We start from the raw sequence: 23,940 nt of genomic DNA on the forward strand, positions 1-23,940 counted from the left end.
AGAGGGATTGCCGCACCCATGAGCATCGACGTGGGTAGGGGGACACGACCGGTCGAGGTCCGCAAGGTGGATCGGGTCGTGATCCGATTTGCCGGGGACTCCGGCGACGGTATGCAGCTGACCGGCGACAGGTTCACCTCCGAGGCCGCGGCCTTCGGCAACGACCTGGCCACGCTGCCCAACTTCCCGGCCGAGATCCGCGCGCCACAGGGCACCCTGCCCGGCGTGTCCAGCTTCCAGCTGCACTTCGCCGACTACGACATCCTGACCCCCGGCGACCGCCCCGACGTGCTCGTCGCGATGAACCCGGCCGCGCTCAAGGCCAACATCGCCGACCTGCCCCCCGGCGGCACCCTGATCGTCAACACCGACGAGTTCACCAAGCGCAACCTCACCAAGGTCGGCTACCAGGCCAACCCGCTGGAGGACGAGTCGCTGTCGGCCTACCACGTGCACCAGGTGGCGATGGCCACGATCACCCGTGCCGCGCTGGAGCCCACCGGGTTGTCGAAGAAGGACGCCGAGCGCGCGAAGAACATGTTCGCGCTGGGCCTGCTGTCCTGGATGTACAACCGGGAGACCGAGGGCACCGAGCGGTTCCTGCGGGAGAAGTTCGCCAAGCTGCCCGAGATCGCCGAGGCCAACATCCTGGCCTTCCGCACCGGCTGGAACTACGGCGAGACCACCGAGTCCTTCGCGGTGACCTACGAGGTGGCGCCCGCCAAGCTGTCCCCGGGCACCTACCGGCAGATCACCGGCAACACCGCGCTGGCCTACGGCGTGGTCGCCGCCGGGCAGTGCGCGAAGCTGCCGGTGTTCCTGGGTACCTACCCGATCACCCCGGCCTCCGACATCCTGCACGAGCTGGCCAAGCACAAGAACTTCGGCGTGACCACCTTCCAGGCCGAGGACGAGATCGCCGGTATCGGCGCCGCGCTGGGGGCCTCCTTCGGGGGCGCGCTGGGCGTGACCTCGACCTCGGGTCCCGGTATCGCGCTGAAGTCGGAGACCATCGGCCTCGCGGTGATGACCGAGATGCCGCTGCTGGTGCTGGACGTGCAGCGCGGCGGCCCCTCGACCGGGCTGCCGACCAAGACCGAGCAGGCCGACCTGTTGCAGGCCATGTTCGGCCGCAACGGCGAGGCCCCGGTGCCGATCGTGGCCCCGCGCTCGCCCGCGGACTGCTTCGACGCCGCGCTGGAGGCCACCCGGATAGCGCTCACCTACCGCACGCCGGTGCTGCTGCTGTCCGACGGCTACATCGCCAACGGCTCCGAGCCCTGGCTGATCCCGGACCTGGACACCCTGCCCGACCTGAGCGTGGAGTTCGCCACCGAGCCCAACGCCACCGACGGGTCCGGGGAGTTCTGGCCCTACCTGCGCGACCCCGAGACCCTGGCCCGGCCCTGGGCGGTGCCGGGCACGCCGGGGCTGGAGCACCGGATCGGCGGCCTGGAGAAGGCCGACCGGACCGGCAACATCTCCTACGACCCCGACAACCACGACCGCATGGTCCGGGTCCGCCAGGCCAAGATCGACGGCATCACCGTGGACGACGTCGAGGTCGACGACCCCTCGGGCCGGGCACGGGTGCTGGTGCTGGGCTGGGGGTCGAGCTTCGGCCCGATCGGCGCGGCCTGCCGCCGGGTCCGGCGGCTGGGCATGGACATCGCCCACGCCCACCTGCGCCACCTCAACCCGTTCCCCAAGAACCTGGGTGAGGTCCTCGCCCGCTACGACCGGGTCGTCGTGCCGGAGATGAACATGGGCCAGCTGGCCATGCTCATCCGCGCGAAGTACCTGGTGGACGCCGTGTCCTACACCAAGGTCGCGGGGCTGCCGTTCAAGGCCGAGGAACTGCAGGACGTGCTGGTTGACTTCGTGAAGGGGCTGGACGCGTGACGACCATCGACCTGGGTCTGCCCGGCCTCGCGGGGGTCCCCACCACGACCGAGGCGCAGAAGGCCAAGGACTTCAAGACCGACCAGGAGGTCCGCTGGTGCCCCGGCTGCGGGGACTACGCCGTGCTGGCCGCGGTCCAGTCCTTCCTGCCCGAGCTGGGGCTCAAGCGCGAGAACATCGTGTTCATCTCCGGTATCGGCTGCTCCTCGCGGTTCCCGTACTACATGAACACCTACGGGATGCACTCCATCCACGGCCGCGCCCCGGCCATCGCCACCGGCCTGGCCACCTCCCGCGAGGACCTGTCGGTGTGGGTGGTCACCGGTGACGGCGACGCGCTGTCCATCGGCGGCAACCACCTGATCCACACCCTGCGCCGCAACGTGAACCTGAAGATCCTGCTGTTCAACAACCGGATCTACGGGTTGACCAAGGGCCAGTACTCGCCCACCTCCGAGGAGGGCAAGGTCACCAAGTCCACCCCGATGGGCTCGCTGGACCACCCGTTCAACCCGGTGTCGCTGGCGCTGGGCGCGGACGCGACCTTCGTGGGCCGGGCGCTGGACTCCGACCGCAAGCAGCTCACCGAGGTGCTGCGGGCCGCCGCCGAGCACCGAGGGTCGGCGCTGGTGGAGATCTACCAGAACTGCCCGATCTTCAACGACGGCGCCTTCGACGTGCTCAAGGACTCCGAGGCCAAGGACGAGCGGATCATCCCGCTGGTGCACGGCCAGCCGATCCGGTTCGGCTCAGAGGGACAGCACGGCGTGGTCCGCGACCCGAAGACCGGGTCCCTGCGGATCGCCGAGGTCGCGGAGGTCGGGCTGGACGCGCTGGTCGTGCACGACGCGACCATCGAGGACCCCTCCTACGCGTTCGCGCTGTCCCGGCTGGGCAGCCACGACCTGGACCACACCCCGGTGGGCGTGTTCCGCTCGGTCCGCCGCGCGACCTACGACGACCTGGCCCGCGCGCAGGTCAACGAGGCCAAGCAGAAGCCCGCCAACCTGGGTTCGCTGCTGCGGGGCAAGGACACCTGGACCGTGCTCGCCGACTGAGCCAGAACGAGCGGAAGGGCGGCTCCCCAGCTGGGGAGCCGCCCTTCCGCGTTGCTCAGGAGCGGCCGTGCGCGGTGAACCCGGCGCGGGTGGCGTCCCCCACGCTGCGGAACCATACCTCGGCACGGGTGGAGCTGTAGCCCTCCGTGTCGGAGGTGTAGAAGCGGCGCGCGGCCACCGAGGCCTTCACCACGTACTCCGGGGACGGGGCCGAGCCGTCCGGCTTGGGCAGCGCGGAGCCCGGGCCGAACGGGGTGCGCGGACCGCCGCCGGAGGGGCGGCGGATCGGCGCCTTGTCCCCGGTGCGCGGCAACGGGCTGAACTGGGCCCTCGGCCGGAACGGTGCGGGCTGCGGGGTGAACGGCTGGGGGGTGAACGGCTGCGGGGCGTCCTGCGGCAGCGGTGAGCGGCTGCCGGTGTCCATACGCGGCCACGCCTCGCTGCCCACGGTCCGCTTCGGCAGCCCGGCGGGGCCGGTGGGCATCGGGGGCTTCGGTGCGGTGCCGTCGAGCAGGCCGGGTGCCAGGGTCGGCACGAACGGCTCGGAGCTGGCCTGCTGGCGGGGCTGGATGGGTTCCTGCAGGGGCGGGAGCCCGTGCGGACCGTCGTCGTAGGAGCCGTCGTAGTCGGGGTCGATCACCGGCTCGAACAGCGAGCGGGGCCGCTCCGCCGCAGCGGCCGCGGGCCGGGTCGGGGGCTGCGGCGGGGCCGCGTCGGCGATGGCCACCGGCTCCGGCTGCGGCTGCACGGCCTCGGCGGCCGGTCCCGGCGGGATCGGGCGGCCGAAGTGCTCGGGCCGCACCGGCACCGGGATCGGGGCGGAGTGCGTCACCGCCTCGGAGCGGTGCTCCGGCTGCTGCGGCTCCGGCTCGACGAACCCGGAGGACTGGGACTCCGGCTCGGCGTGGCGGGCGGCCGGTGCCAGCTCCTCGGCGGCCGACTCGGCGTGGCGGGCGGCGGCTTCCGGCTCGGCGTGGTCCTCGTCGTCCTGGGCCACGGCGTGGCGGTTCGTGGATTCCGGCTCAGGCTCGGCGTGCGCGGACTCGGCGTAGTCGCGGTCAGCGTCCTCGGGCTCGGAAATCCGCTCCATGTAACCGGTGACCGGCTCGGACTCGGCGTAGCCCTCGGCCACCGACTCCCGGTCGGCGCGGTCCTGCTCCTCAGCCGCAGACCGGGCATAGCCGCGGTCAACGCCCTCCGGCTCGGAAATCCGCTCCATATAGCCAGTCGCCGGCTCGGACTCGGCGTAGCCCTCGGTCGCCGACTCCCGGTCGGCGTCGTGGGGCTCCTCGTGGTCCTCCGCCGATTCGCGACCGGCTTGCCGCCGCTCCTCGTCCTGCGCGGACTCGGTGAAGCTGTGCTCCCCGTCGAGCGCGTCATCCGGCTCGACCTCGGCGTGCTCGGGGTCGGCGACCTGCTCCAGGTAGCCCGCCACCGGCTCGGGCTCCTCAGCGGCGCTCGGCTGCCCCTCGGCACCGTCCGAGTCCGGCTCGTCCACGATCACGGGCAGTTCGCCGGTCCAGCTCGGCTCGTCCTCGGCGGCGGCAGCGGCCCGTGCGGCCACCGCCTCCTCGGCCCGGCGCACCAGGTCGGCGGACACCGGGCCGGTCGTCTCGGCGGCGGCGGCCCGGTCCTCCTCGGACAGGTCGTCCACCACGTCGTCGACCAGGTAGCGGTCCTCGTCCCACTCGTCGGAGGGCACGTAGGCCAACTGGCCCTCGTGGTCGGCCAGCTCCGTGTCAGCCGGGTCGATGTCCTCGCGGGCCACCGGGGGCAGGATGCTGGTCGTCTCGGCCGCGGCGGCAACGGGTTCGCCCGCGAGGCGGCTTGCCAGGCCCATCTCGGCCGGGCTCGGGTTGGGGATCCCGGGCGGCTCGGGCTGCTCCTGCTGCTGGGGCAGCAGCCGGGTGACCGGCTCCTCCTGCTCCTCCGGCTCCTCGCGCTCCCACGAGGGCACGGCCGCCACCGGGCGCTGCTCCGGCTCCGGCTCGGTGCGCTCCTGGCGTTCCCAGGAGGGCACCCGCTCCGGCTCCCGCACCGGCTCCTCGACCACGTGGCTGGTGCGCTCAGCAGGGACTTCCGGCGCGGACGCCAGCGCCACGGGCTCGCGCTGGGCCTCGGCGAGCTGCCGCTCCAGCTCGCGCACACGGTTGCGCTGCGGGCGTGTGAACAGCACGGAGTCCAGTACGGCGCCGATCACGAAGGCGAGCAGGCACAACAGCCACACCTGCCCGAACAACCACATCACCGCACTAGCCTCCTGTTGAACTGCTCCGCGGCAGCGTAACCGCCGCGATGCTGCCTGCTCAGGCCAGCTAGACCCTAACGGGTGACACGTTCAGTACGTGCGAGCCACCACGTAGTCGGTGAGGCCTTCCAGCGCCTCACGGGCCGGGCAGGCGGGCAACGCGTCCAGCGCGTCCTTGGCACGGTCGGCGTAGCTGCGCAGGGTGAGCCGGGCCTGCTCCATGCCCGAGGACTCGCGCAGCAGCTTCAGCGCCTCCTCGACCAGGGCGTCCTCGGTGATCGGCCCGGCGAGCAGCTCGCGCAGCCGGTCGCCCTGCGGGTCCTCGTCAGCCAGCGCGTACAGCATCGGCAGGGTGCGCACGCCCTCGCGCAGGTCGGTGCCGGGCGTCTTGCCCGACTCGGCGGCGGGCGAGGCGATGTCGATGATGTCGTCGGAGATCTGGAAGGCGGTGCCGAACGCGTCCCCGTAGGTGGTCAGCGCGTCCACCCCTTCGGGGGTCACCCCGGAGAACATGCCGCCGAAGCGCCCCGCGGTGGCGATCAGCGAACCGGTCTTCTCGTCGATCACCGTCAGGTAGTGCTTGATCGGGTCCTGGCCCTCGGCCGGACCGATCGTCTCGCGCATCTGGCCGGTGACCAGCTGGCTGAACGTGGAGGCCATGATGTGGCCCGCCTCGGTGCCCAGGTCGGCGACCAGCTTGGAGGCGTGCGCGAACAGGTAGTCCCCGGTCAGGATCGCCACCGTGTTGTCCCAGCGGGCGTTCGCGCTGACCGCGCCGCGCCGCATGGTCGCCTCGTCCATCACGTCGTCGTGGTAGAGCGTGGCCAGGTGGATCAGCTCCACCACGGCCGCCGCCTTGATGACGTCCTCGGCGTCCGGGTCGCCGAACTGCGCGGCCAGCAGCGTGAACAGCGGCCGGAAACGCTTGCCCCCGGCCACCACCAGGTGCAGCGAGGTGTCTGTGACGAACTGGAAGTCGCTCTGCACCACCGAGCGCAACAGGTCCTCGACCCTGGTCAGGCCGCCGCGCACCGCGGCAGCGAGCGCGGGATCGGCGAAGTCCAGCCGGACTCCCTGCTCCCCTGCGGGAGGCAAACCCTGGTTCTCCGTCACGGTGGCGTCGTCCCCTACAGCAGTCGGCTGCCGGGCGGCGTTCCCCCAGCAGGACCATCACGTCACCAGCAGCGTAATCGCCGAGCTGTGGATCTCGCCGGGGAGTGGCCAGGAGAACAGCCGGACGACGGATTGATCACCCCCTGAAGTCGTAACGACACGCACCGTCAGATGAGCAGCGCCTCGCGCAGATCCGGTCTGCGCAACAGCTTCAGCGTGCCGGGATCCCGCTCGAAGACGATCTCCGCCCCGGGGCTGGTTGCCTGCCGCAGCATGGACTGGCACACGTCGGCGAAGGGCTGGGTGTGCACGTCCCGCACCACCTCGGCCATCCGCCGGGAGTCCCGCGCCCGCTGGGCCAGGCCCCAGTCCCGCAGCCTGCTGGTGAGCAGGCTCCTGGCCAGCACGCGCCCCCGGTTGAGCACCGGGCGGGACAGCCCGCACACCTCGATGGTGACCCGGCCCTTCTCCGACAGCGGCAGGTACTCGCCGGTGCTCAGCGCGAGCACCATGTGGTCCAGCGGGTCCTCCGCGGACGGGTCGATCAGCAGCGGCTCACCCCGGGCGTCCAGCGGGAACTTGTCGCCCTTGTAGTGGCTGTTGCACAACGAGCAGGTCAGCAGGTGGTTGAGCCAGTCGAAGGTGCGCAGCGGGTTGCGGCTGACCGGCTCGTGGTGGTCCACGCTGGAGCCCTGGTTGTCCCCGCAGTACATGCAGCGCTCCAGGCCGGGCGCCATCCTGGCCAGGGTCTCCCGGATCGGCTTGCGCAGAGCCGATCCGCGCCGCCAGCGCTCGCGCGCGAACCTGACCCGCTCGGCGTGCTCGCGGACGGCACCGATCGCGGCGGTCTGCGCCGCCAGCTGCCCCGTGGCCGCGGTGGGCAGCGGCAGCCTGCGGATCCTGATCACTCGCCGGTGATCCGCTCCAGGACGAGCCGGGCGGTGACCTCGTCCACCCGAGCCGAGGGCGAGCTGGTCAGCAGCCCGGTCAGCTCGCGGTAGCGCCGCACCTGCTCCTCGTCCGCCCTGCCCGAGACCACCTCGATCTCCAGCCTGGTCAACTCCCTGCGCAACAGCTGCGCCCGGTCCGAGTAGCCGCTCCGCAGGCCGAACAGCTCCGACAGCACGGCGTCGTCCGCGCTGCCGTAGACGACCCGGCCGTACAGCTGCTCGTCCGCCACGTGCGGCGGTACGTCCTCGTCTGGCCCAGGCAGCCTGATCAGCCCGCCGGGGTCGGCCGCCTGGCAGACGTAGGGGCTGTGCGTGCTCACGATGAACTGCACGTTCGGGAAGTGCTCGGTGAGCCAGCCGCCGATCCGCTTCTGCCAGGACACGTGCAGGTGCGCGCCGACCTCGTCGATCAGCACCACCCCGGGGGCGGTGATCCGCGCGCCCTCGGTGGGCAGCTCGCCGAACGCCTCGTGCACCTGCCTGATCAGGTCCACCACCAGGGCCGCGACCGTCCGGTAGCCCTCGCTCATCTCGCGCAGCGCGAACCGCTGCCCGCCCCGGGTCACCCACAGGCCCGCCGAGTCGACCCGGTCGACCTCATAGCCATCCGGCAGCAGGCCGTCCCCGAGCACGCGCAGCGCCGTGGCCATCAGCCGCGCCGAACCGCCGTGCGACTCCAGGGACCGCAGGTACTGGAAGACCAGCCACTCCACGCCCTCGACGAGAGTCGCCTCCTCGTCGAACAAGGTGGCCAGCGCACCGATCGTCGCCGGGTGCCGCAGCGGTTTGCCCACCAGCCGCCGGAACGGGCCGTAGCCCGCGCACAGCCAGCCCTGCGGCTCGTCCCGCCACGGCCCCGCGCTCGCCAGCACCGAGGGCTCGCCGGTCGGGCCCATCTCCTCGTCCCAGGACATCCGCGCCCGGACACCCGGCAGGTCCGCGCCCACCTGCTCGCTGAACTGATCGGCCACCGGATCCCGCACCAGGTCGACCGTGCACTCGCCGCGCTCCGCCCCGCGGGTGAGCCAGCCGTCATGCGAGTGCAGTCGCAGCGCGGCACGCTCCCCGCGGACCGCCAGCGCCACCGCCCGCAACAGGGTCGTCTTGCCCGAACCGTTGTCGCCCGCGAGCACCGTCCACCCGGCGTGCGTGCCGTCCGGCCGCGTGAGGGTCAGGTCCACCTCCCGCGCGCCGGTGAATCCCCGGATGTCGCGCACCCGCACCCTGGCGACGTACATGTGTCGACCCTAGTCGCGGACCCGCGGGGTGTCAGTCCGACATGAAGGTGCCCTTCGCGGCGTTGAACGCCGTGAAGGGCACCTTCAGGACATGCGGGGTGGGACCGGAGCTCAGGACAGGAAGCCGCCCGAGCTCGCCCAGTTGAGGACGAAGCCGGGCAGCACGCCCAGCAACAGGGTCACGAAGGTGCCCAGGGTGATGGCCACCGTGGTGAACGCGCCGGGCACGCTGACGGTCGGACCGTCCTCCGCGGGCTCACCGAAGTACATCAGCGCCACCACGCGCAGGTAGAAGAACGCGGCCACGGCGCTGAAGACCAGCGCGATGACCACCAGCGGGGCCATGCCGTCGCGCAGGGCGGCGGAGAACACCACGAGCTTGCCGATGAACCCGCTGGTGAGCGGGATACCGGCGAGCGCGAGCAGCAGGAAGGTGAAGACACCGGCCAGCAGCGGCGAACGCTTGGCCAGACCGGCCCACTGGGACAGGTCGGTGGCCTCGCCGCTGCCGGAACGGACCAGGCTGATCACGCCGAAGGAGGCGATCGTGGTGAAGCCGTAGGCCAGCAGGTAGAACAGCGTGGAGGACAGCCCATCGGTGTTCATCGCGATGGCGCCGACGAGCAGGAACCCGGCGTGCGCCACCGAGGAGTAGGCGATCATGCGCTTCACGTCGGTCTGGGTCAGGCCGAAGATCGCGCCGATGGCCATGGAGGCGATGGCCACGCCCCACAGCACCCCACGCCACTCCCACTGGGTGGACTGGAAGGCCACGGTGAGCACGCGCAGGATGCCGCCGAACGCCGCGACCTTGGTGCAGGCGGCCATGAACGCGGTGACCGAAGTCGGGGCGCCCTGGTACACGTCGGGGGTCCAGGTGTGGAACGGACCGACCGAGCCCTTGAACAGCAGGCCGACCACGAGCAGCCCGAGCCCGCCGAACAGCAGGGTGTCGGAGCGGTCGGTGCCCACGGCGGCGGTGGCGATGTCGGCCAGCTTGACCGAACCGGCGTAGCCGTAGAGCAGCGCGAGGCCGTACAGGAAGAAGGCCGAGGCGAAGGCGCCGAGCAGGAAGTACTTGACCGCGGCTTCCTGGGAGATCAGACGGCGCTTCCGAGCGAGGCCGCACATCAGGTACAGCGGGAGGCTGAGCACCTCCAGCGCGATGAACATGGTGAGCAGGTTGTTCGCCGCGCAGAACACCATCATGCCGCCGAGGGCGAACAGGAACAGCGGGAACACCTCGGTCTGCATGTCACCGCCGACGGTGCGGTCGGCGATCAGCAGCAGCGCGAGCACGCCCAGCGCCAGCAGGGTGCCCCAGAGGAACAGCGCGGGCTTGTCCACGGACACGGCACCGGCCAGGGTGGTCACCCCGGTCTTGCCGGTGGGCCCGCCCGCGGCGTCGTTGGAGCTGATGAAGGCAGCCAGCGAGGCCCCGGCCAGCACGATCGCCGCGGCGGCCACGCCGATCTGCAGGCCCCAGCGGCGTTCCTTGGCCACGAACGCCTCGACCAGCACGCTCAGGCAGGCGAAGCCCAGCACGATGAGCACCGGTGCGATCGCCCCGTAGGCGATGTCCGGGGCGTTGACCTGTTGCTGGGCCTGCGCGAGGAATTGTTCTTGCACGTCACTTGCCTTCCTGCGCGGCGGCCGGAACGGCCGCCCCCACCGAGGTCAGTGTCGCCGTGACCGACGGGTTGACCACGTCGAGCACCGGCTTGGGGTACACGCCCAGCAGCACGATCAACGCCACCAGCGGGGCGAGCACCGCGATCTCCCTGCCGGACAGGTCCAGCACCTTGGCCTTCTCCGGGTCGGTGGCCGAACCGGGGCCACCGGAGATGCCCACGAGCGCGGTGCCGCGCACCGGGCCCTGCATGATCCGCTGGTACAGCCACAGCACGTACAGCGCGGCCAGGATCATGCCGATCGTGGCGAGCACCGCGGCTACCGGCTGGGTCGGGAAGGACCCCAGCAGCACCAGGAACTCGCTGACGAAGGAGTTGGTGCCCGGCAGCGAGAGCGTGGACAGACCGGCGATCAGGAACATGCCGCCCAGCAACGGGGTCAGCTTGGCCATGCCGCCGTAGTCGGCGATCGAGGTGGAGCCGCCGCGCGCGATCACCATGCCGATCACCAGGATCAGCATGCCGGTGGCCAGGCTGTGGTTGACCATGTACGACACCGCGCCGACCTGTGCCTGCGCGGTGAAGGCGAAGATGCCGATCGCGATGAAGCCGAAGTGCGCGATGGACACGTACGCGATGAACCGCTTGAGGTCGCGCTGACCGGTGGCCAGCAGCGAGCCGTACAGCACACCGAGCACGCCCAGCACCATCACCAGCGGGGCCAGTGCCTTGCTGGCGTCGGGGAACATCGGCAGGTTGTAGCGCAGGAACCCGAAGGTGCCCACCTTGTCCAGTACGCCGACCAGGATCACCGCGATGCCCACGGGCGCCTGCTCGGCGGCGTCGGGCAGCCAGGTGTGCAGCGGCACCAGCGGGGCCTTGATCGCGAAGGCGATGAAGAACCCGAAGAACAGCCAGATCTGCGTCTCCAGCGGGGCGTCGTGCACGACCTGGACCAGCGTGGCCCAGTCGAAGGTGCCCTTGCCCAGCTTGTCGGCGGCCAGCGCGTAGCAGCCGATCGCGGAGGCCAGCATGATCAGGCCGCCGAGGAAGGAGTACAGGAAGAACTTCACCGCCGCGTACTGCCTGCGGGCGCCGCCGTAGCCGCCGATGAGGAAGTACATCGGGATCAGCATGATCTCGAACAGCACGTAGAACAGGAACACGTCGGTGGCCGCGAACACGCCGACCATCAGTGCTTCCTGCACCAGCACCAGGGACAGGAAGCCCGCGGCGCTGCGGCCCTGCGGCAGCTTGTCGGCCCAGCCCGCGAGCACCACGATCGGCACCAGCAGGGCGATCACGCCGATCATGACCAGCGCGATGCCGTCCACGCCGAAGGAGATGTGCACGCCCACCTGGGAGATCCAGTCCACCGAGCTGGCGAACTGGATGCGCGCCCCACCAGGGCTGTACGCGGTGAAGGCCAGCACGGCCAGCACCAGCTCCAGCAGGGTGACGCCCAGGGTGACCCGCTTGGCGAGCAGGTCGTCGTGCTTGAGGAACGCCACCCCGAGGCTGCCCAGCAACGGCAGCAGCAGGAGCGCGAGCAGCAAACCCGTTCCCATCAGGAGAACCTCACCATCAGCAGTGCCGCGACCACGAGGACCGAGCCGCCGAGCATGGTCAGCGCGTAGGAGCGCACGAACCCGGTCTGGGTGCGCCGCAACCGCGAGGACAGGAAGGCCAGCGCACCGGCGATCCCGGTCACCGTGCCGTCCACCGCCTTGTCGTCGGCGATGACCAGGCCCTTCGTCAACGCCTCACCGGGCTTGGCGAACAGCGTCTCGTTCAGCTTGTTGCCGTACAGGTCGGCGCGGGCGGCCCGGACGACCCAGGACACCCGCTCGGGCTTGGTCACCGGCACCGGCTTGCGGCCGACGAACAGCCAGGCCAGGCCCACGCCGACCACCATCAGCCCCAGCGACAGCGCGGTCATGGCGGCCGCGGGCAGCGGCGGGTGGCCCGCCTCCTTCAGCTCACCCAGCGAGGGCTCCAGCCAGTTGGCGAGGAAGTTGCCGTTGGTGAGCAGGAAACCGGCGAACACCGAGCCGACCGCCAGGATGATCATCGGAACGGTCATCACCGCGGGGGACTCGTGCGGGTGGTAGTCCCTGCCGTCGCTGGACTTCAGGTTCTTCCAGCGCTGCTCGCCGAAGAAGGTCATCAGCATCAGCCGGGTCATGTAGAACGCGGTCAGCGCCACACCGAGCATCGCGGCCCCGCCGAACACCCAGCCCCGCCAGCCCTCCTGGCCGAACGCGGCCTCGATGATCGCGTCCTTGGAGTAGAAGCCGGACAGGAACGGGAAGCCGATCAGCGCCAGGTAGCCGAGGCCGAAGGTGGCGAAGGTGATCGGCATCTTCTTGGCGAGGCCGCCGTACTGGCGCATGTCCACCTCGTCGTTCATGCCGTGCATGACCGAACCGGCGCCGAGGAACAGGCCCGCCTTGAAGAAGCCGTGGGTGAGCAGGTGCGTGATGCCCAGCGCGTAGCCCACCGGGCCCAGGCCCACACCCAGGATCATGTAGCCGATCTGGCTGACCGTGGAGTAGGCCAGCACCTTCTTGATGTCGTCGTAGGCGCAGCCGATGACGCACCCGATCAGCAGGGTGACCGTACCGATGATCGTCACGACCAGCCTGCCGTCGGCGGTCAGGTCGTAGATCGGGTTGGACCTGGCGATCAGGTACACACCGGCGGTGACCATGGTCGCCGCGTGGATCAGCGCGGAGACCGGGGTCGGACCCTCCATGGCGTCGGGCAACCAGGCCTGCAACGGGAACTGACCGGACTTGCCGCAGGCGCCCAGCAGCAGGAGCAGGCTGATCGCCAGCACCGTGCCGCCGTCCAGGGTGCCGATCTTGGCGAACACCTCGGTGTACTGCGTGGTGCCGAGGTTCGCCCACATCAGGAAGATCGCCACGGCCAGGCCGACGTCACCGACCCGGTTCATCAGGAAGGCCTTCTTCGCGGCGGTGGCCGCGGCCGGCTTGTGCTGCCAGAAGGCGATGAGCAGGTAGGAGGCCAGACCCACGCCCTCCCAGCCGAAGTACAGCGTCACGAACCCGTTGCCCAGCACCAGCAGCAACATGGCCGCCACGAACAGGTTCAGGTACGCGAAGAACTTGCGGCGGTCGGTGTCGTGCGACATGTAGCCGATCGAGTACACGTGGATCAGCGAGCCGACCCCGGTGATCAGCAGCACGAAGGTCAGCGACAGCGGGTCCAGCCGCAGCCCGAAGTCGATGCTGAGCGAGTCCACCGGGATCCAGGAGAACAGGTGCAGTTCCTGGATCCGGTCCGCGGCCTTCAGCGAGGTCGTGGACAGGAACAGCGTCAGGCCGTACACGAAGGCGAGGATCACCGTCGCGCAGCCGAGCAGGTGCCCCCACTTGTTGGTGGCCTTGCCACCGAGCAGCAGCACGGCGGCGCCGAACAGCGGCAGTGCGAGCAGCAGCCAGGCAGACTGTGCTACCCCGGCCGCCGGGAGAGCCCCTTCGGCGGCCAGCAGAGTGTGCGTCATTCCCGGTGCCCCTCTAGTACTTGAGCAGGTTCGAGTCGTCGACCGAGGCCGAGCGCCGCGTCCGGAAGATGGACATGATGATCGCCAGGCCGACCACGACCTCGGCGGCGGCCACGACCATCACGAAGAAGGCCATCACCTGGCCGTCGAGCTGGCCGTTGACCCGGGCGAAGGTGACCAGGGTCAGGTTCACCGCGTTGAGCATCAGCTCGATGCACATGAACACGACGATGGCGTTGCGGCGCACCAGGACACCGATCGTGCCGATGCTGAACAGCAGTGCCGACAGCAGCAGGTAGTAGGTCGGGGTCATCGCGCGGCCTCCTCACCGGTCAGCGCGTGCGCGTCGGCGGCGTGCCCGGTGCCCGCCACCGAGGCGCGCTCCTCGCCGAACAGCTCGGCGGAGGTGCCCTCGATCAGCTCGGACAGGGACTCGGGCGCCACCGAACCGTCGGGCAGCAGCGCCGGGGTGGCCACCGAGTTGGCCGTGGCGAACACACCGGGGCCGGGCAGCGGGGAGGGCCGGTCGCCCTGGAACCGCTCGATGACCAGTTCCCGCTGGGTCTTGCGGGCCTGCCGCTCCTTGCCCGCGAAGGCCAGCACCATCGCGCCGACCGCCGCGGTGATCAGCAGCGCCGAGGTCAGCTCGAAGGGGAACAGGTAGTCGGTGAACAGCGCGCGGCCGATGTTGGCCACGTTGCCGCCGTTCTGCGCGTTGACCGAGGCCAGTCCCGCGGAGGGCACCTGGTTGAGGGCCCGCACCAGCGCGGCCACCGCGATGCCCGCGAAGCCCAGGCCGAACACCGCGGCGGTCAGCCGCTGACCGCGCAGCACCTCGACCACCGAGTCGGAACTGTCCCTGCCCACCAGCATCAGCACGAACAGGAACAGCATCATGATCGCGCCGGTGTAGACGATGATCTGCACGAAACCCAGGAAGGGCGCCTGCTGGATCATGTAGAGGATGCCCAGGCTGAGCATGGACAGCACCAGCCACAGCGCGGAGTGCACGGCGTTGCGGGCGAACAGCATGCCCAGACCGCCGGCCAGGGCCAGCGGCCCGAGGATCCAGAAGGCGACGGCCTCGCCGGTGGTCACCGGGTCGGCGGCGGGTGCGGCCGGGGCCTGTGCAAGCAAACTCATCAGTGCACTCACTGGGCCACCTCCCCCGCCTTGCGGGCCAGCTCGGGCCCGTTGACGTAGTAGTCCTGCTCGTTCTCGCCCAGCCGCATGGCGTGCGGCGGCTGCTCCATGCCGGGCAGCAGCGGGGCCAGCAGGTCCTCCTTGGTGAAGATCAACCTCTGCCGGTCGTCGTCGGCCAGCTCGTAGAAGTTGGTCATCGTCAGCGAGCGGGTCGGGCAGGCCTCGATGCACAGGCCGCAGCCGATGCAGCGCAGGTAGTTGATCTGGTAGTCGGCGCCGTAGCGCTCACCGGGCGAGAAGCGCGCGTCCTCGGTGTTGTCGCCGCCCTCCACGAAGATCGCGTCGGCGGGGCAGGCCCAGGCGCACAGCTCGCAGCCCACGCATTTCTCCAGCCCGTCCGGGTGCCGGTTGAGCTGGTGGCGCCCGTGGTAGCGGGCCGCGGTGGGCCGGTAGTCCTCCGGGTACTGCTCGGTCACGACCTTCTTGAACATCGTCGAGAAGGTCACGCCGAAGCCCTTGAGGGGATCAAACACCCCCATCGCTGGCCTCCTTGCTGGTGGACGCAGCTACCCCGGAAGGGGTGAGTGCTGTCGGTTCGGGCTCTGCCGCCTGCGCGACCGGGGATCGGCGCTGACGCTTGGGTGCCTTGGGGACCTTCAGGTCCAGCGGGGGCAGCGGGTAGCCACTGCCGGTCACCATGACCCGGTTCGGGTCGGAGGCGGGCTTGCGGTCCGGGATGATCATGACCAGCACCAGGATGGCGAGCACAACGATGCCCACGATGATGCTGACGTTGAGCGTGGTCTGACCACCGGCCTGTAGTGCGCGCACGCAGACCACCAGCACGATCCACACCAGGCTGACCGGGACCAGCACCTTCCAGCCCAGCTTCATGAACTGGTCGTAGCGCATGCGGGGCAGCGTGCCGCGCAGCCACACGAACGCGAACAGCAGCACCATCATCTTGGCGATGAACCACAGCGGACCGAACCAGCCGGAGTTGAGCACCCCGCCGCCGACCTCGGAGAGGAAGAACGGGGCGTGCCAGCCGCCGAGGAACAGCGTGGTGGCGAAGGCCGAGACGGTGACCATGTTGATGTACTCGGCGAGGAAGAACAGCGCGAACTTCAGCGAGCTGTACTCGGTGTGGAAGCCACCGACCAGCTCCGACTCGGCCTCGGCCAGGTCGAAGGGCGCGCGGTTGGTCTCACCGACCATCGACACCAGATAGATCAGGAAGCTGGGGATCAGCACGATCCCGTACCAGAAGTCCTGCTGGGCGTTGACGATCTCCGCGGTGGACAGCGAGTGCGCGGACAGGATCACCGCCACGATCGACAGGCCCATCGCGATCTCGTAGGAGATCACCTGCGCGGCCGAGCGCAGCGCGCCCAGCAGCGGGTACGGGGAGCCGGAGGACCAGCCGGAGAGCACGATGCCGTAGACCCCGACCGAGGAGCAGGCCAGCACCACCAGCACGCCGACCGGCAGGTCGGCCAACTGGAGCGCGGTGTGCACCCCGAACAGGTCCACCTCCCCGCCCAGCGGCATGACCGCGAAGGCGAGGAAGGCGGGCACGCAGGAGATCACCGGGGCCAGGAAGAACACCCACTTGTCGGCCAGAACCGGCCGGATGTCCTCCTTGAACGCCAGCTTCAGGCCGTCCGCGAGGGACTGCAACAGACCCGCCGGCCCGACCCGGTTGGGGCCGGGGCGGTGCTGCATGCGGGCCACGACCCGGCGTTCGAACCAGATCATGAACAGGGTCATCACGACCAGGAGCACGAAGATCCCGAGCGTCTTGACCACGATCAGCCAGAACGGGTCACCGGCCAGCAGCTGCGCCGTGTCCGGGCGCGGCGCCGAGGCGTGGGCGATCATGAGTTACCTCCGCGAGCTTGCGGGCGCAGCGAGACCGTGGCGCCGTGGCCCGCACCGAGTTCACGGCGCAGCCGGGACACCCCGGAGTTCAGGGGCAGCCACACCACACCGTCGGGCAGGTCGGCGGGCTCCGCGGTCAGCGTCACCGAACCGCGCTCGGTGGCCACGGTGACCTGCTCGCCCGCGACCACGCCGAACTGCTCCGCGGTGGCGGCGGACAGCCGGGCCACCGGGGTGCGGGCGGTACCGGCCAGGTTCGGCTCCTCGTCCTGCAACGAGCCGTTGTCGATGAGCTGGTGCCAGGTCGCCAGCAGCACCCCGTCCTCGCCCGCGCCCGGTGCGGGCGGTGCGGGCACGGCGGGCGGCTCGGCGCGGCGCGTGGACGCCGTGGCGCCAAGCCGCTCCAGGTTCGCCCTGGCCGCGGCCGGGGTCTGCGTGAACAGGTCGGCGTCCATCTCCACCGCGAGCGTGTCCAGCACCCGGCAGTCCGGCAGGGCGCCGGTGCCGTCCAGCGTGGTGCCGAACTCGCGCCGCCTGCCCTCCCAGTTCAGGTAGCTGCCGGACTTCTCCGTGGACGGCGCGATGGGCAGCACCACGTCGGCCCGCTCGGTGACGGCGCTGGGCCGCAGCTCCAGGCTGACCACGAACCCGGCCCGCTCGATCGCGCGCAGGGCCAGCTCCGGGTCGGCCAGGTCGTACGGGTCCACCCCGCCGACCAGCAGGCCGCCCAGCTCACCGGCCGCCGCGGCGCCGAGGATCGCGTCGGTGTCGCGGCCCGGCTCGGCGGACAGCGCGCCCGCCGCCAGGCCCCAGGCCTGCTCGACCTCGGCCCGCGCCGTGCCGTCGGTGACCTGACGGCCGCCGGGCAGCAGGTTCGGCAGCACACCGGCGTCCAGCGCGCCGCGTTCCCCCGCCCTGCGCGGGATCCAGGCCGCCTTGGCACCGGTGCGCTCGGCCAGCCGCAGCACCGAGGAGAACAGGCCCGGCACCTCGGCGGCGCGCTCGCCGACCAGGATCACCGAGCCGCTGCCGGACAGGGCCTCGAACGCCTCGGCCGTACCGGAGTTGAAGAACAGGCCCTCGATCGCGGCGGGCTCGCCACCGGGCACGCAGGGCAGCAGGGTGCCGAAGGTCTTGTCCACCGCGGGCGAGGTCCACTGCCCGAGGTGGAAGACCTTCGTGCGGCCCTTGCGGGCGGCCTTGCGCAGCCGCAGGAAGACGATCGGCGCCTCCTCCTCCGGCTCGAAGGCCACGCACAGCACCGCGGGCGCGGACTCGAGCTGCCGGAAGGTCACGCCCCCGGACTCCGGCGAGGTGCCGACCACGCTGGCGGCCAGGAACTCCAGCTCCTCAGCGGAGTGCGGCCGGGCGCGGAAGTCCACGTCGTTGGTGCGCAGCGCGACGCGGGCGAACTTGCCGTAGGCGTAGGCGTCCTCGACGGTCAGCCGGCCACCGGCCAGCACGCCGACCCCACCGGCCTCGTCACGGGCCTTGGCCAGCCCCTCGGCGGCCACCCGCAGCGCCTCGGTCCACGAGGACTCGCGGAGCTGCCCGCTGTCCGCGTCGCGGACCATCGGCCGCAGCAGCCGGTCGGCGGCCGTGGCGTAGCGGAAGGCGAAACGGCCCTTGTCGCAGATCCACTCCTCGTTGACCTCGGGGTCCTCGCCCGCGAGCTTGCGCATCACCTTGCCGCGCCGCCAGTCCGTGCGCTCGGCACAGCCGGAGGAGCAGTGCTCGCACACGCTCGGCGTGGACACCAGGTCGAACGGCCGGGAGCGGAACCGGTAGGCCGCGCTGGTGAGCGCGCCGACCGGGCAGATCTGGATCGTGTTGCCGGAGAAGTAGCTCTGGAACGGCTTCTCCTGCGCGATGCCGATCTGCTGCTGCGCACCGCGCTCGAGCAGCTCGATGAACGGGTCACCGGCGATCTGGCTGGAGAACCGGGTGCAGCGCTGGCAGAGCACGCAGCGCTCGCGGTCCAGCAGCACCTGGGTGGAGATTGGGATCGGCTTCGGGAAGGTCCGCTTGGTCTCGTGGAACCGGGAGTCCGCGCGGCCGTGCGCCAGCGCCTGGTTCTGCAACGGGCACTCGCCGCCCTTGTCGCAGATCGGGCAGTCCAGCGGGTGGTTGATCAGCAGCAGCTCCATCACGCCCTGCTGCGCCTTGTCGGCCACCGGCGAGGTGTGCTGGGTCTTGACCACCATGCCCTCGGCGACGGTCATCGTGCAGCTGGCCTGGGGCTTGGGCATCGGGCGCCCGCCCATCTCGACCTCGACCAGGCACTGGCGGCAGGCGCCCGCCGGGTCCAGCAGCGGGTGGTCGCAGAACCGCGGGATGACGATGCCCAGCCGCTCGGCCGTGCGGATCAGCAGTTCTCCCTTGGGAGCGACCACTTCCAGGCCGTCGATGGTGAGCTTCACGTGGCCCTCGGGGACCACCAGCTCGGCAGACTTCTCTGGTGCGACAGTCATCAGTGGGCTCCCGCCAGTGCGTGCTTGCCCGTGCTGACCGCGTTGGTCTCGCACAGTGCCAGGAACTCGTCCTTGAAGTACTTGATGCCACTGGTGATCGGGCTGACCGCGCCGTCACCGAGGGCGCAGAACGAGCGGCCGAGCACGTTGTCGCAGATGTCCAGCAGCGTCTCGATGTCGGCGGGGGTGCCCTCACCGCGCACCATGCGCTGCAGGATCTGGGTCAGCCAGTAGGTGCCCTCCCGGCAGGGGGTGCACTTGCCGCAGGACTCGTGCTTGTAGAACTCGGTCCACTTCATGACAGCCCAGGGCACCGACACCGTCTCGTTGAAGATCTGCAACGCGGTGGTGCCCAGCATGGACCCGGCCTCGGCGGCGCCCTCGAAGTCCAGCGGCACGTCCAGGTGCTCGGCCGTGAACAGCGGGGTGGAGGAGCCGCCCGGGGTCCAGAACTTCAGCGGGATGCCGTCCTTCATGCCACCGGCCAGCTCCAGCAGGTCCCGCAGGGTCGTGCCCATCGGGGCCTCGTACTGGCCGGGGTTGGTGACGTGCCCGGACAGCGAGTAGATCTTCGGCCCGGGTGAGCGGTCACGGCCCATGGTGCGGAACCAGTCCGAGCCGCCGTTGACGATGAACGGCACGCTGGCGATGGTCTCCACGTTGTTCACCACGGTCGGCGACTCGTAGAGCCCCGAGGTGGCGGGGAACGGCGGCTTGAGCCTGGGCTGGCCGCGACGGCCCTCCAGGGAGTCCAGCAGCGCCGTCTCCTCCCCGCAGATGTAGGCGCCCGCACCGGCGTGCACCACCACGTCGAGGTCGAAGCCGGAGCCGAGGATGTCCTTGCCCAGGTACCCGGCGGCGTAGGCCTCCTTGACCGCGGCGTTGAGCCTGCGGATGCAGTGCAGCGCCTCACCGCGCACGTAGATCGCGGCGAAGTTCGCACGGATCGCGTACGAGGTGATGATGATGCCCTCGACCAGCGAGTGCGGGTCGGCCATCATCAGCGGGATGTCCTTGCAGGTACCCGGCTCGCCCTCGTCGGCGTTGATCACCAGGTAGTGCGGCTTGCCGTCGCCCTGCGGGATGAAGCCCCACTTCATGCCGGTCGGGAACCCCGCACCGCCACGGCCGCGCAGCCCGGAGTCCTTGCACAGCTGGATGAGCTGGTCCGGGTGGGCCTTGAGCGCCTTACGCAGCGCGGTGTAGCCCTCCAACTGCTCGTAGGTCCCGATCGTCCAGGACCGCGGCGAGAGCCAGCGCTTGGTCAGCACGGGGGTGAGGGGACTCACTTCGTTGGTCATCGTGCGCCCCTCACTTCTTCTCGGGCAGGGCGGGGAACTCGACCGAGTCGGGCTCGCGCGGAGCGGTCCAGCCCTTCTCGTTGGCGATCTTGGCCCCGCGCACGGTCTCGGCCGCCGCCGAAGGACCGTCCACATCGGACTCGTTGTCCTCGAAGAACCCGGCCAGCTGGAGCTCCACCTTGCGGAAGTCGCTCAGCGGGGCACCTCGGGTCGGGGCGGGCTTCTGACCGCTCTGCAGGGCCTTCACCAGTTCCAGCGCGGAACTCGCGGTCTGGTTGTCGTAGTACTCGTAGTTGACCTGCAACACCGGGCCCAGGTCGCAGGCCGCGAGGCACTCGGCGTGCTCCAGGGTGATCGAGCCCGGCTCACCCGGCGTGCCCGAGGTCTCCTCGTGGCCCAGCGGCTTGCCGTCCGAACCCAGGTGCTCGCGCAGCTTCGCGTAGATGTCGTCACCGCCCAGCGCGGCGCACAGCGTGTTGGTGCACACGCTGACCAGGTGCTCGCCGCAGGGCTTGCGCTTGTACATCGTGTAGAACGTGGCGACCGCGCTGACCTCGGCGTTGGACAGGTCCAACTGCTGGGCGCAGAACGCGATGCCCGCCTGGCTCACGTGCCCCTGCACGGACTGCACCAGGTGCAGCATCGGCAGCAGCGCGGACCGGGACCGGGGGTAGCGGGCGATGATCGCCCGCGCCCTGTCCACGGTGTCCTGGCCGAACACCTCGGTCTCGGCGGCCGTCGCGGGCCGCTCGTCGAAGGTCGTCATCGGTCACACCCACCCATCACCGGGTCGATCGAGGCCACCGCGGCGATCACGTCGGCGACCATGCCGCCCTCGCTCATCGGCGGCATCGACTGCAGGTTCACGAAGCTTGGTTCCCGCACGTGCACCCGCATCGGCCTGGTGCCGCCGTCGGAGACCACGTGGTAACCCAGCTCCCCACGCGGGGACTCCACCGGCACGTAGACCTGCCCGGCGGGCACCGCGAAGCCCTCGGTCACCAGCTTGAAGTGGTGGATCAGCGACTCCATGGACTGGCCCATGATCTTGCGGACGTGCTCCAGGGAGTTGCCCATGCCGTCGGCGCCGATGGTCAGCTGCGCGGGCCAGGCGATCTTGGCGTCCTCCACCATGACCGGACCCGGCTCCAGGCGGTCCACGGCCTGCTCGATGATGCGCAGCGACTGGTGGATCTCCTCCAGCCGCAGCAGGTAGCGCGCGAAGCAGTCCGCGTCGGTGGAGGTGGGCACCTCGAACTCGTAGTTCTCGTAGCCCAGGTACGGCTCGGTCTTGCGCAGGTCCCAGGCCAGGCCCGCGGAGCGCAGGATCGGCCCGGTGATGCCCAGCGCCAGGCAGGCGTCCACCGGCAGCACGCCGACGCCCGCCATGCGGTTGCGCCAGATCGGCTGCCCGGTGAGCAGCTTGTCGTAGTCGGGCAGCCGCTTGTGCATGAGCTTGGTGAACTCTCGGACCTTCTGCACCGTGTCGGCGGGCAGGTCCTGGGCGAGCCCGCCCGGCCGGATGTACGCGTGGTTCATCCGCAGACCGGTCAGGTGCTCCAGCAGGTGCAGCACTTCCTCGCGCTCGCGGAACCCGGCGGTCATGCCGGTCAGCGCGCCGAGCTCCATGCCGCCGGTGGCCAGGGCCACCAGGTGCGAGCCGATACGGTTGATCTCCATCAGCAGCACGCGGGCGGTCTGGGCCCGCTGCGGCACGGTGATGCCGAGCAGCTTCTCCACCGACATGCAGTACGCGGCCTCGTTGAACAGCGGGGCCAGGTAGTCCATGCGGGTCACGAAGGTGACGCCCTGGGTCCAGTTCCGGTACTCGACGTTCTTCTCGATACCGGTGTGCAGGTAGCCGATCACCGTGCGGCCCTGGGTGACGGTCTCACCCTCCAGCTCCAGCACCAGCCGCAGCACGCCGTGCGTGGACGGGTGCTGCGGGCCGAGGTTCATCACGATCCGCTCGTTGCCGGCGGCTTCCTCGATGACCTCGTCCCAGTCCCCGCCGGTGACGGTGAAGACCGGGCCCTCGGTGGTCTCCCGCTCGTGGGCATAGGTCTCGTGTTCGGTGCTCATGAGTAGGACCTCCGCTGGTCGGGCGGCGGGATCTCGGCGCCCTTGTACTCGACCGGGATGCCGCCCAGCGGGTAGTCCTTGCGCTGGGGGTGGCCGTCCCAGTCGTCCGGCATGAGGATGCGGGTCAGCGCCGGGTGTCCGTCGTAGACGATCCCGAACATGTCCCACGCCTCGCGCTCGTGCCAGTCCGCGGTCGGGTAGACCGGGACCACGCTGGGGACGTGCGCGTCGTCCACGTCAACGCAGACCTCCAGGCGGATGCGCCGCCGGTAGGTCATCGAGGTCAGGTGGTAGACCGAGTGCAGCCGCTGCGCCACCTCGGCGCCGTAGTCCACACCGGACACCGAGCTGCACAGCTCGAAGCGCAGCGCTTCGTCGTCGCGCAGGATCCTCGCCACCTCGAGCAGGTTCTCCCTGCGCAGGTAGAAGGTGATCTCGCCGCGGTCCACGGAGATCTGCTGCACGGTGTCGGCGGGCAGACCGGCCTCGGCGATCGCGCCGAGCAGTTCGTCGGCCACCTCGTCGAACCAGCCGCCGAAGGGCCGTTCCGAGGGCGGGGCCACGTGTGCGGGCAGCCGCAGGCCGCCGAAGCCCGAGGTGTCACCGGAGCCGTGGATGCCGAACATGCCCTGGCGGGCGCGGCCGGAGACGACCGGTGCCGCGCCGTTGGCGGCGGGCTCCAGACCGGTCTCGGGGGTGGTGGGATTCTCGTCAGTCACGGGTTCAGCTCACTCCCCGGCTTCGATCTGTTTCGCCTGACGGGCCGCTGCCGGTCCGACCACCAGCGGGCTGGCCGCGGTGCGCGGGTCCCTGGGGCCCTGGAACTTGTCGAGCTTGCCCGCCTTGGCGTAGCGCACGGAGGAGGGCAGCAGCTCGGTGCGGTGGCCGCTCTCCGCGAGCAGCGCGGCGCGCTTGGGGCCGAGCGGCTCGTCCATGATCTTCTGGTGGATCTTGAGGATCGCGTCGATGAGCATCTCGGGGCGCGGCGGGCAGCCGGGCAGGTACATGTCCACCGGCACCACGTGGTCCACGCCCTGCACCACGGCGTAGTTGTTGAACATGCCACCCGAGGAGGCGCACACGCCCATCGCCAGCACCCAGCGCGGCTCCGGCATCTGGTCGTAGATCTGGCGCAGCACCGGGGCCATCTTGTTGGTCACCCGGCCCGCCACGATCATCAGGTCGGCCTGGCGCGGTGAGGCGCGGAAGACCTCCATGCCGAAGCGCGCCAGGTCGTAGCGCGGCGCACCGGTGGTCATCATCTCGATCGCGCAGCAGGCCAGCCCGAAGGTGGCAGGCCACAGCGAGGACTTGCGGGTCCAGTTGACCAGCTTCTCGACGCTGGCCAGCAGGATGCCGTTGGGGAGCTTCTCCTCAAGGCCCATGGCGCTCTCCC

General features: G+C 70.4%; 19 protein-coding genes. 2 read left to right on the plus strand and 17 right to left on the minus strand.

What is annotated here, in order from left to right; translation table 11 throughout:
* Positions 1-18: 18 nt before the first annotated feature.
* The gene (locus KALB_RS40715) at positions 19-1,902 is read left to right on the plus strand and encodes a 2-oxoacid:acceptor oxidoreductase subunit alpha (protein ID WP_025361435.1); all 1,884 of its coding nucleotides are present in this window, start codon (positions 19-21) and stop codon (positions 1,900-1,902) included.
* Positions 1,899-2,960 (plus strand): 2-oxoacid:ferredoxin oxidoreductase subunit beta, encoded by a 1,062-nt coding sequence (locus KALB_RS40720; protein ID WP_025361436.1) that lies wholly within the window; start codon positions 1,899-1,901, stop codon positions 2,958-2,960. The genes KALB_RS40715 and KALB_RS40720 overlap by 4 nt, the downstream gene beginning before the upstream one ends.
* A gap of 55 nt (positions 2,961-3,015) precedes the next feature.
* Here KALB_RS40720 and KALB_RS48030 read toward each other — a convergent pair whose 3' ends face one another.
* From KALB_RS48030 to KALB_RS40805, 17 genes are all read right to left on the minus strand, one after another.
* The gene (locus KALB_RS48030; protein WP_025361437.1) at positions 3,016-5,205 is read right to left on the minus strand and encodes a sunset domain-containing protein; all 2,190 of its coding nucleotides are present in this window, start codon (positions 5,203-5,205) and stop codon (positions 3,016-3,018) included.
* A gap of 93 nt (positions 5,206-5,298) precedes the next feature.
* Positions 5,299-6,321 (minus strand): polyprenyl synthetase family protein, encoded by a 1,023-nt coding sequence (locus KALB_RS40730; RefSeq protein WP_025361438.1) that lies wholly within the window; start codon positions 6,319-6,321, stop codon positions 5,299-5,301.
* Positions 6,322-6,488: 167 nt separating this feature from the next.
* Positions 6,489-7,229, minus strand: coding sequence for an HNH endonuclease family protein (locus tag KALB_RS48955; protein WP_025361439.1), 741 nt, complete (start codon positions 7,227-7,229; stop codon positions 6,489-6,491).
* Positions 7,226-8,509 (minus strand): AAA family ATPase, encoded by a 1,284-nt coding sequence (locus KALB_RS40740; protein WP_025361440.1) that lies wholly within the window; start codon positions 8,507-8,509, stop codon positions 7,226-7,228. Before KALB_RS40740 ends, KALB_RS48955 begins: the two co-directional genes overlap by 4 nt.
* Before the next feature lie 111 nt (positions 8,510-8,620).
* Positions 8,621-10,138, minus strand: a complete 1,518-nt coding sequence (gene nuoN / locus KALB_RS40745; RefSeq protein ID WP_025361441.1) for an NADH-quinone oxidoreductase subunit NuoN — start codon at positions 10,136-10,138, stop codon at positions 8,621-8,623.
* A 1-nt stretch (position 10,139) separates the two neighbouring features.
* Complete coding sequence (locus KALB_RS40750) at positions 10,140-11,708, minus strand: NADH-quinone oxidoreductase subunit M (RefSeq protein ID WP_030108379.1); 1,569 nt, start codon at positions 11,706-11,708, stop codon at positions 10,140-10,142.
* A complete protein-coding gene (nuoL, locus tag KALB_RS40755) occupies positions 11,708-13,666 on the minus strand; it encodes an NADH-quinone oxidoreductase subunit L (RefSeq protein ID WP_025361443.1) in 1,959 nt (652 codons plus the stop codon). Before nuoL ends, KALB_RS40750 begins: the two co-directional genes overlap by 1 nt.
* 13 nt (positions 13,667-13,679) lie before the next feature.
* Positions 13,680-13,979: an NADH-quinone oxidoreductase subunit NuoK gene (gene nuoK / locus KALB_RS40760; RefSeq protein WP_025361444.1), complete on the minus strand. Its 300-nt coding sequence runs from the start codon at positions 13,977-13,979 to the stop codon at positions 13,680-13,682.
* On the minus strand, positions 13,976-14,809 hold the full coding sequence (locus tag KALB_RS40765) for an NADH-quinone oxidoreductase subunit J (protein WP_030108381.1): 834 nt from the start codon (positions 14,807-14,809) through the stop codon (positions 13,976-13,978). Before KALB_RS40765 ends, nuoK begins: the two co-directional genes overlap by 4 nt.
* Before the next feature lie 8 nt (positions 14,810-14,817).
* The gene (nuoI, locus tag KALB_RS40770; protein ID WP_025361446.1) at positions 14,818-15,348 is read right to left on the minus strand and encodes an NADH-quinone oxidoreductase subunit NuoI; all 531 of its coding nucleotides are present in this window, start codon (positions 15,346-15,348) and stop codon (positions 14,818-14,820) included.
* The gene (gene nuoH, locus KALB_RS40775; protein ID WP_025361447.1) at positions 15,335-16,690 is read right to left on the minus strand and encodes an NADH-quinone oxidoreductase subunit NuoH; all 1,356 of its coding nucleotides are present in this window, start codon (positions 16,688-16,690) and stop codon (positions 15,335-15,337) included. Before nuoH ends, nuoI begins: the two co-directional genes overlap by 14 nt.
* Positions 16,687-19,161, minus strand: coding sequence for an NADH-quinone oxidoreductase subunit G (locus KALB_RS40780; protein ID WP_025361448.1), 2,475 nt, complete (start codon positions 19,159-19,161; stop codon positions 16,687-16,689). Before KALB_RS40780 ends, nuoH begins: the two co-directional genes overlap by 4 nt.
* Positions 19,161-20,462 (minus strand): NADH-quinone oxidoreductase subunit NuoF, encoded by a 1,302-nt coding sequence (gene nuoF / locus KALB_RS40785; protein WP_030108213.1) that lies wholly within the window; start codon positions 20,460-20,462, stop codon positions 19,161-19,163. The genes KALB_RS40780 and nuoF overlap by 1 nt, the downstream gene beginning before the upstream one ends.
* A gap of 10 nt (positions 20,463-20,472) precedes the next feature.
* The gene (gene nuoE / locus KALB_RS40790; RefSeq protein WP_025361450.1) at positions 20,473-21,228 is read right to left on the minus strand and encodes an NADH-quinone oxidoreductase subunit NuoE; all 756 of its coding nucleotides are present in this window, start codon (positions 21,226-21,228) and stop codon (positions 20,473-20,475) included.
* Positions 21,225-22,544, minus strand: coding sequence for an NADH-quinone oxidoreductase subunit D (locus tag KALB_RS40795; protein WP_025361451.1), 1,320 nt, complete (start codon positions 22,542-22,544; stop codon positions 21,225-21,227). The genes nuoE and KALB_RS40795 overlap by 4 nt, the downstream gene beginning before the upstream one ends.
* Positions 22,541-23,170, minus strand: coding sequence for an NADH-quinone oxidoreductase subunit C (locus tag KALB_RS40800; RefSeq protein ID WP_236650425.1), 630 nt, complete (start codon positions 23,168-23,170; stop codon positions 22,541-22,543). Before KALB_RS40800 ends, KALB_RS40795 begins: the two co-directional genes overlap by 4 nt.
* A 102-nt stretch (positions 23,171-23,272) precedes the next feature.
* Complete coding sequence (locus tag KALB_RS40805; RefSeq protein WP_025361453.1) at positions 23,273-23,929, minus strand: NuoB/complex I 20 kDa subunit family protein; 657 nt, start codon at positions 23,927-23,929, stop codon at positions 23,273-23,275.
* Positions 23,930-23,940: the final 11 nt, after the last annotated feature.

Source organism: Kutzneria viridogrisea DSM 43870 (assembly GCF_000525635.1).
Lineage (GTDB): Bacteria > Actinomycetota > Actinomycetes > Mycobacteriales > Pseudonocardiaceae > Kutzneria > Kutzneria viridogrisea.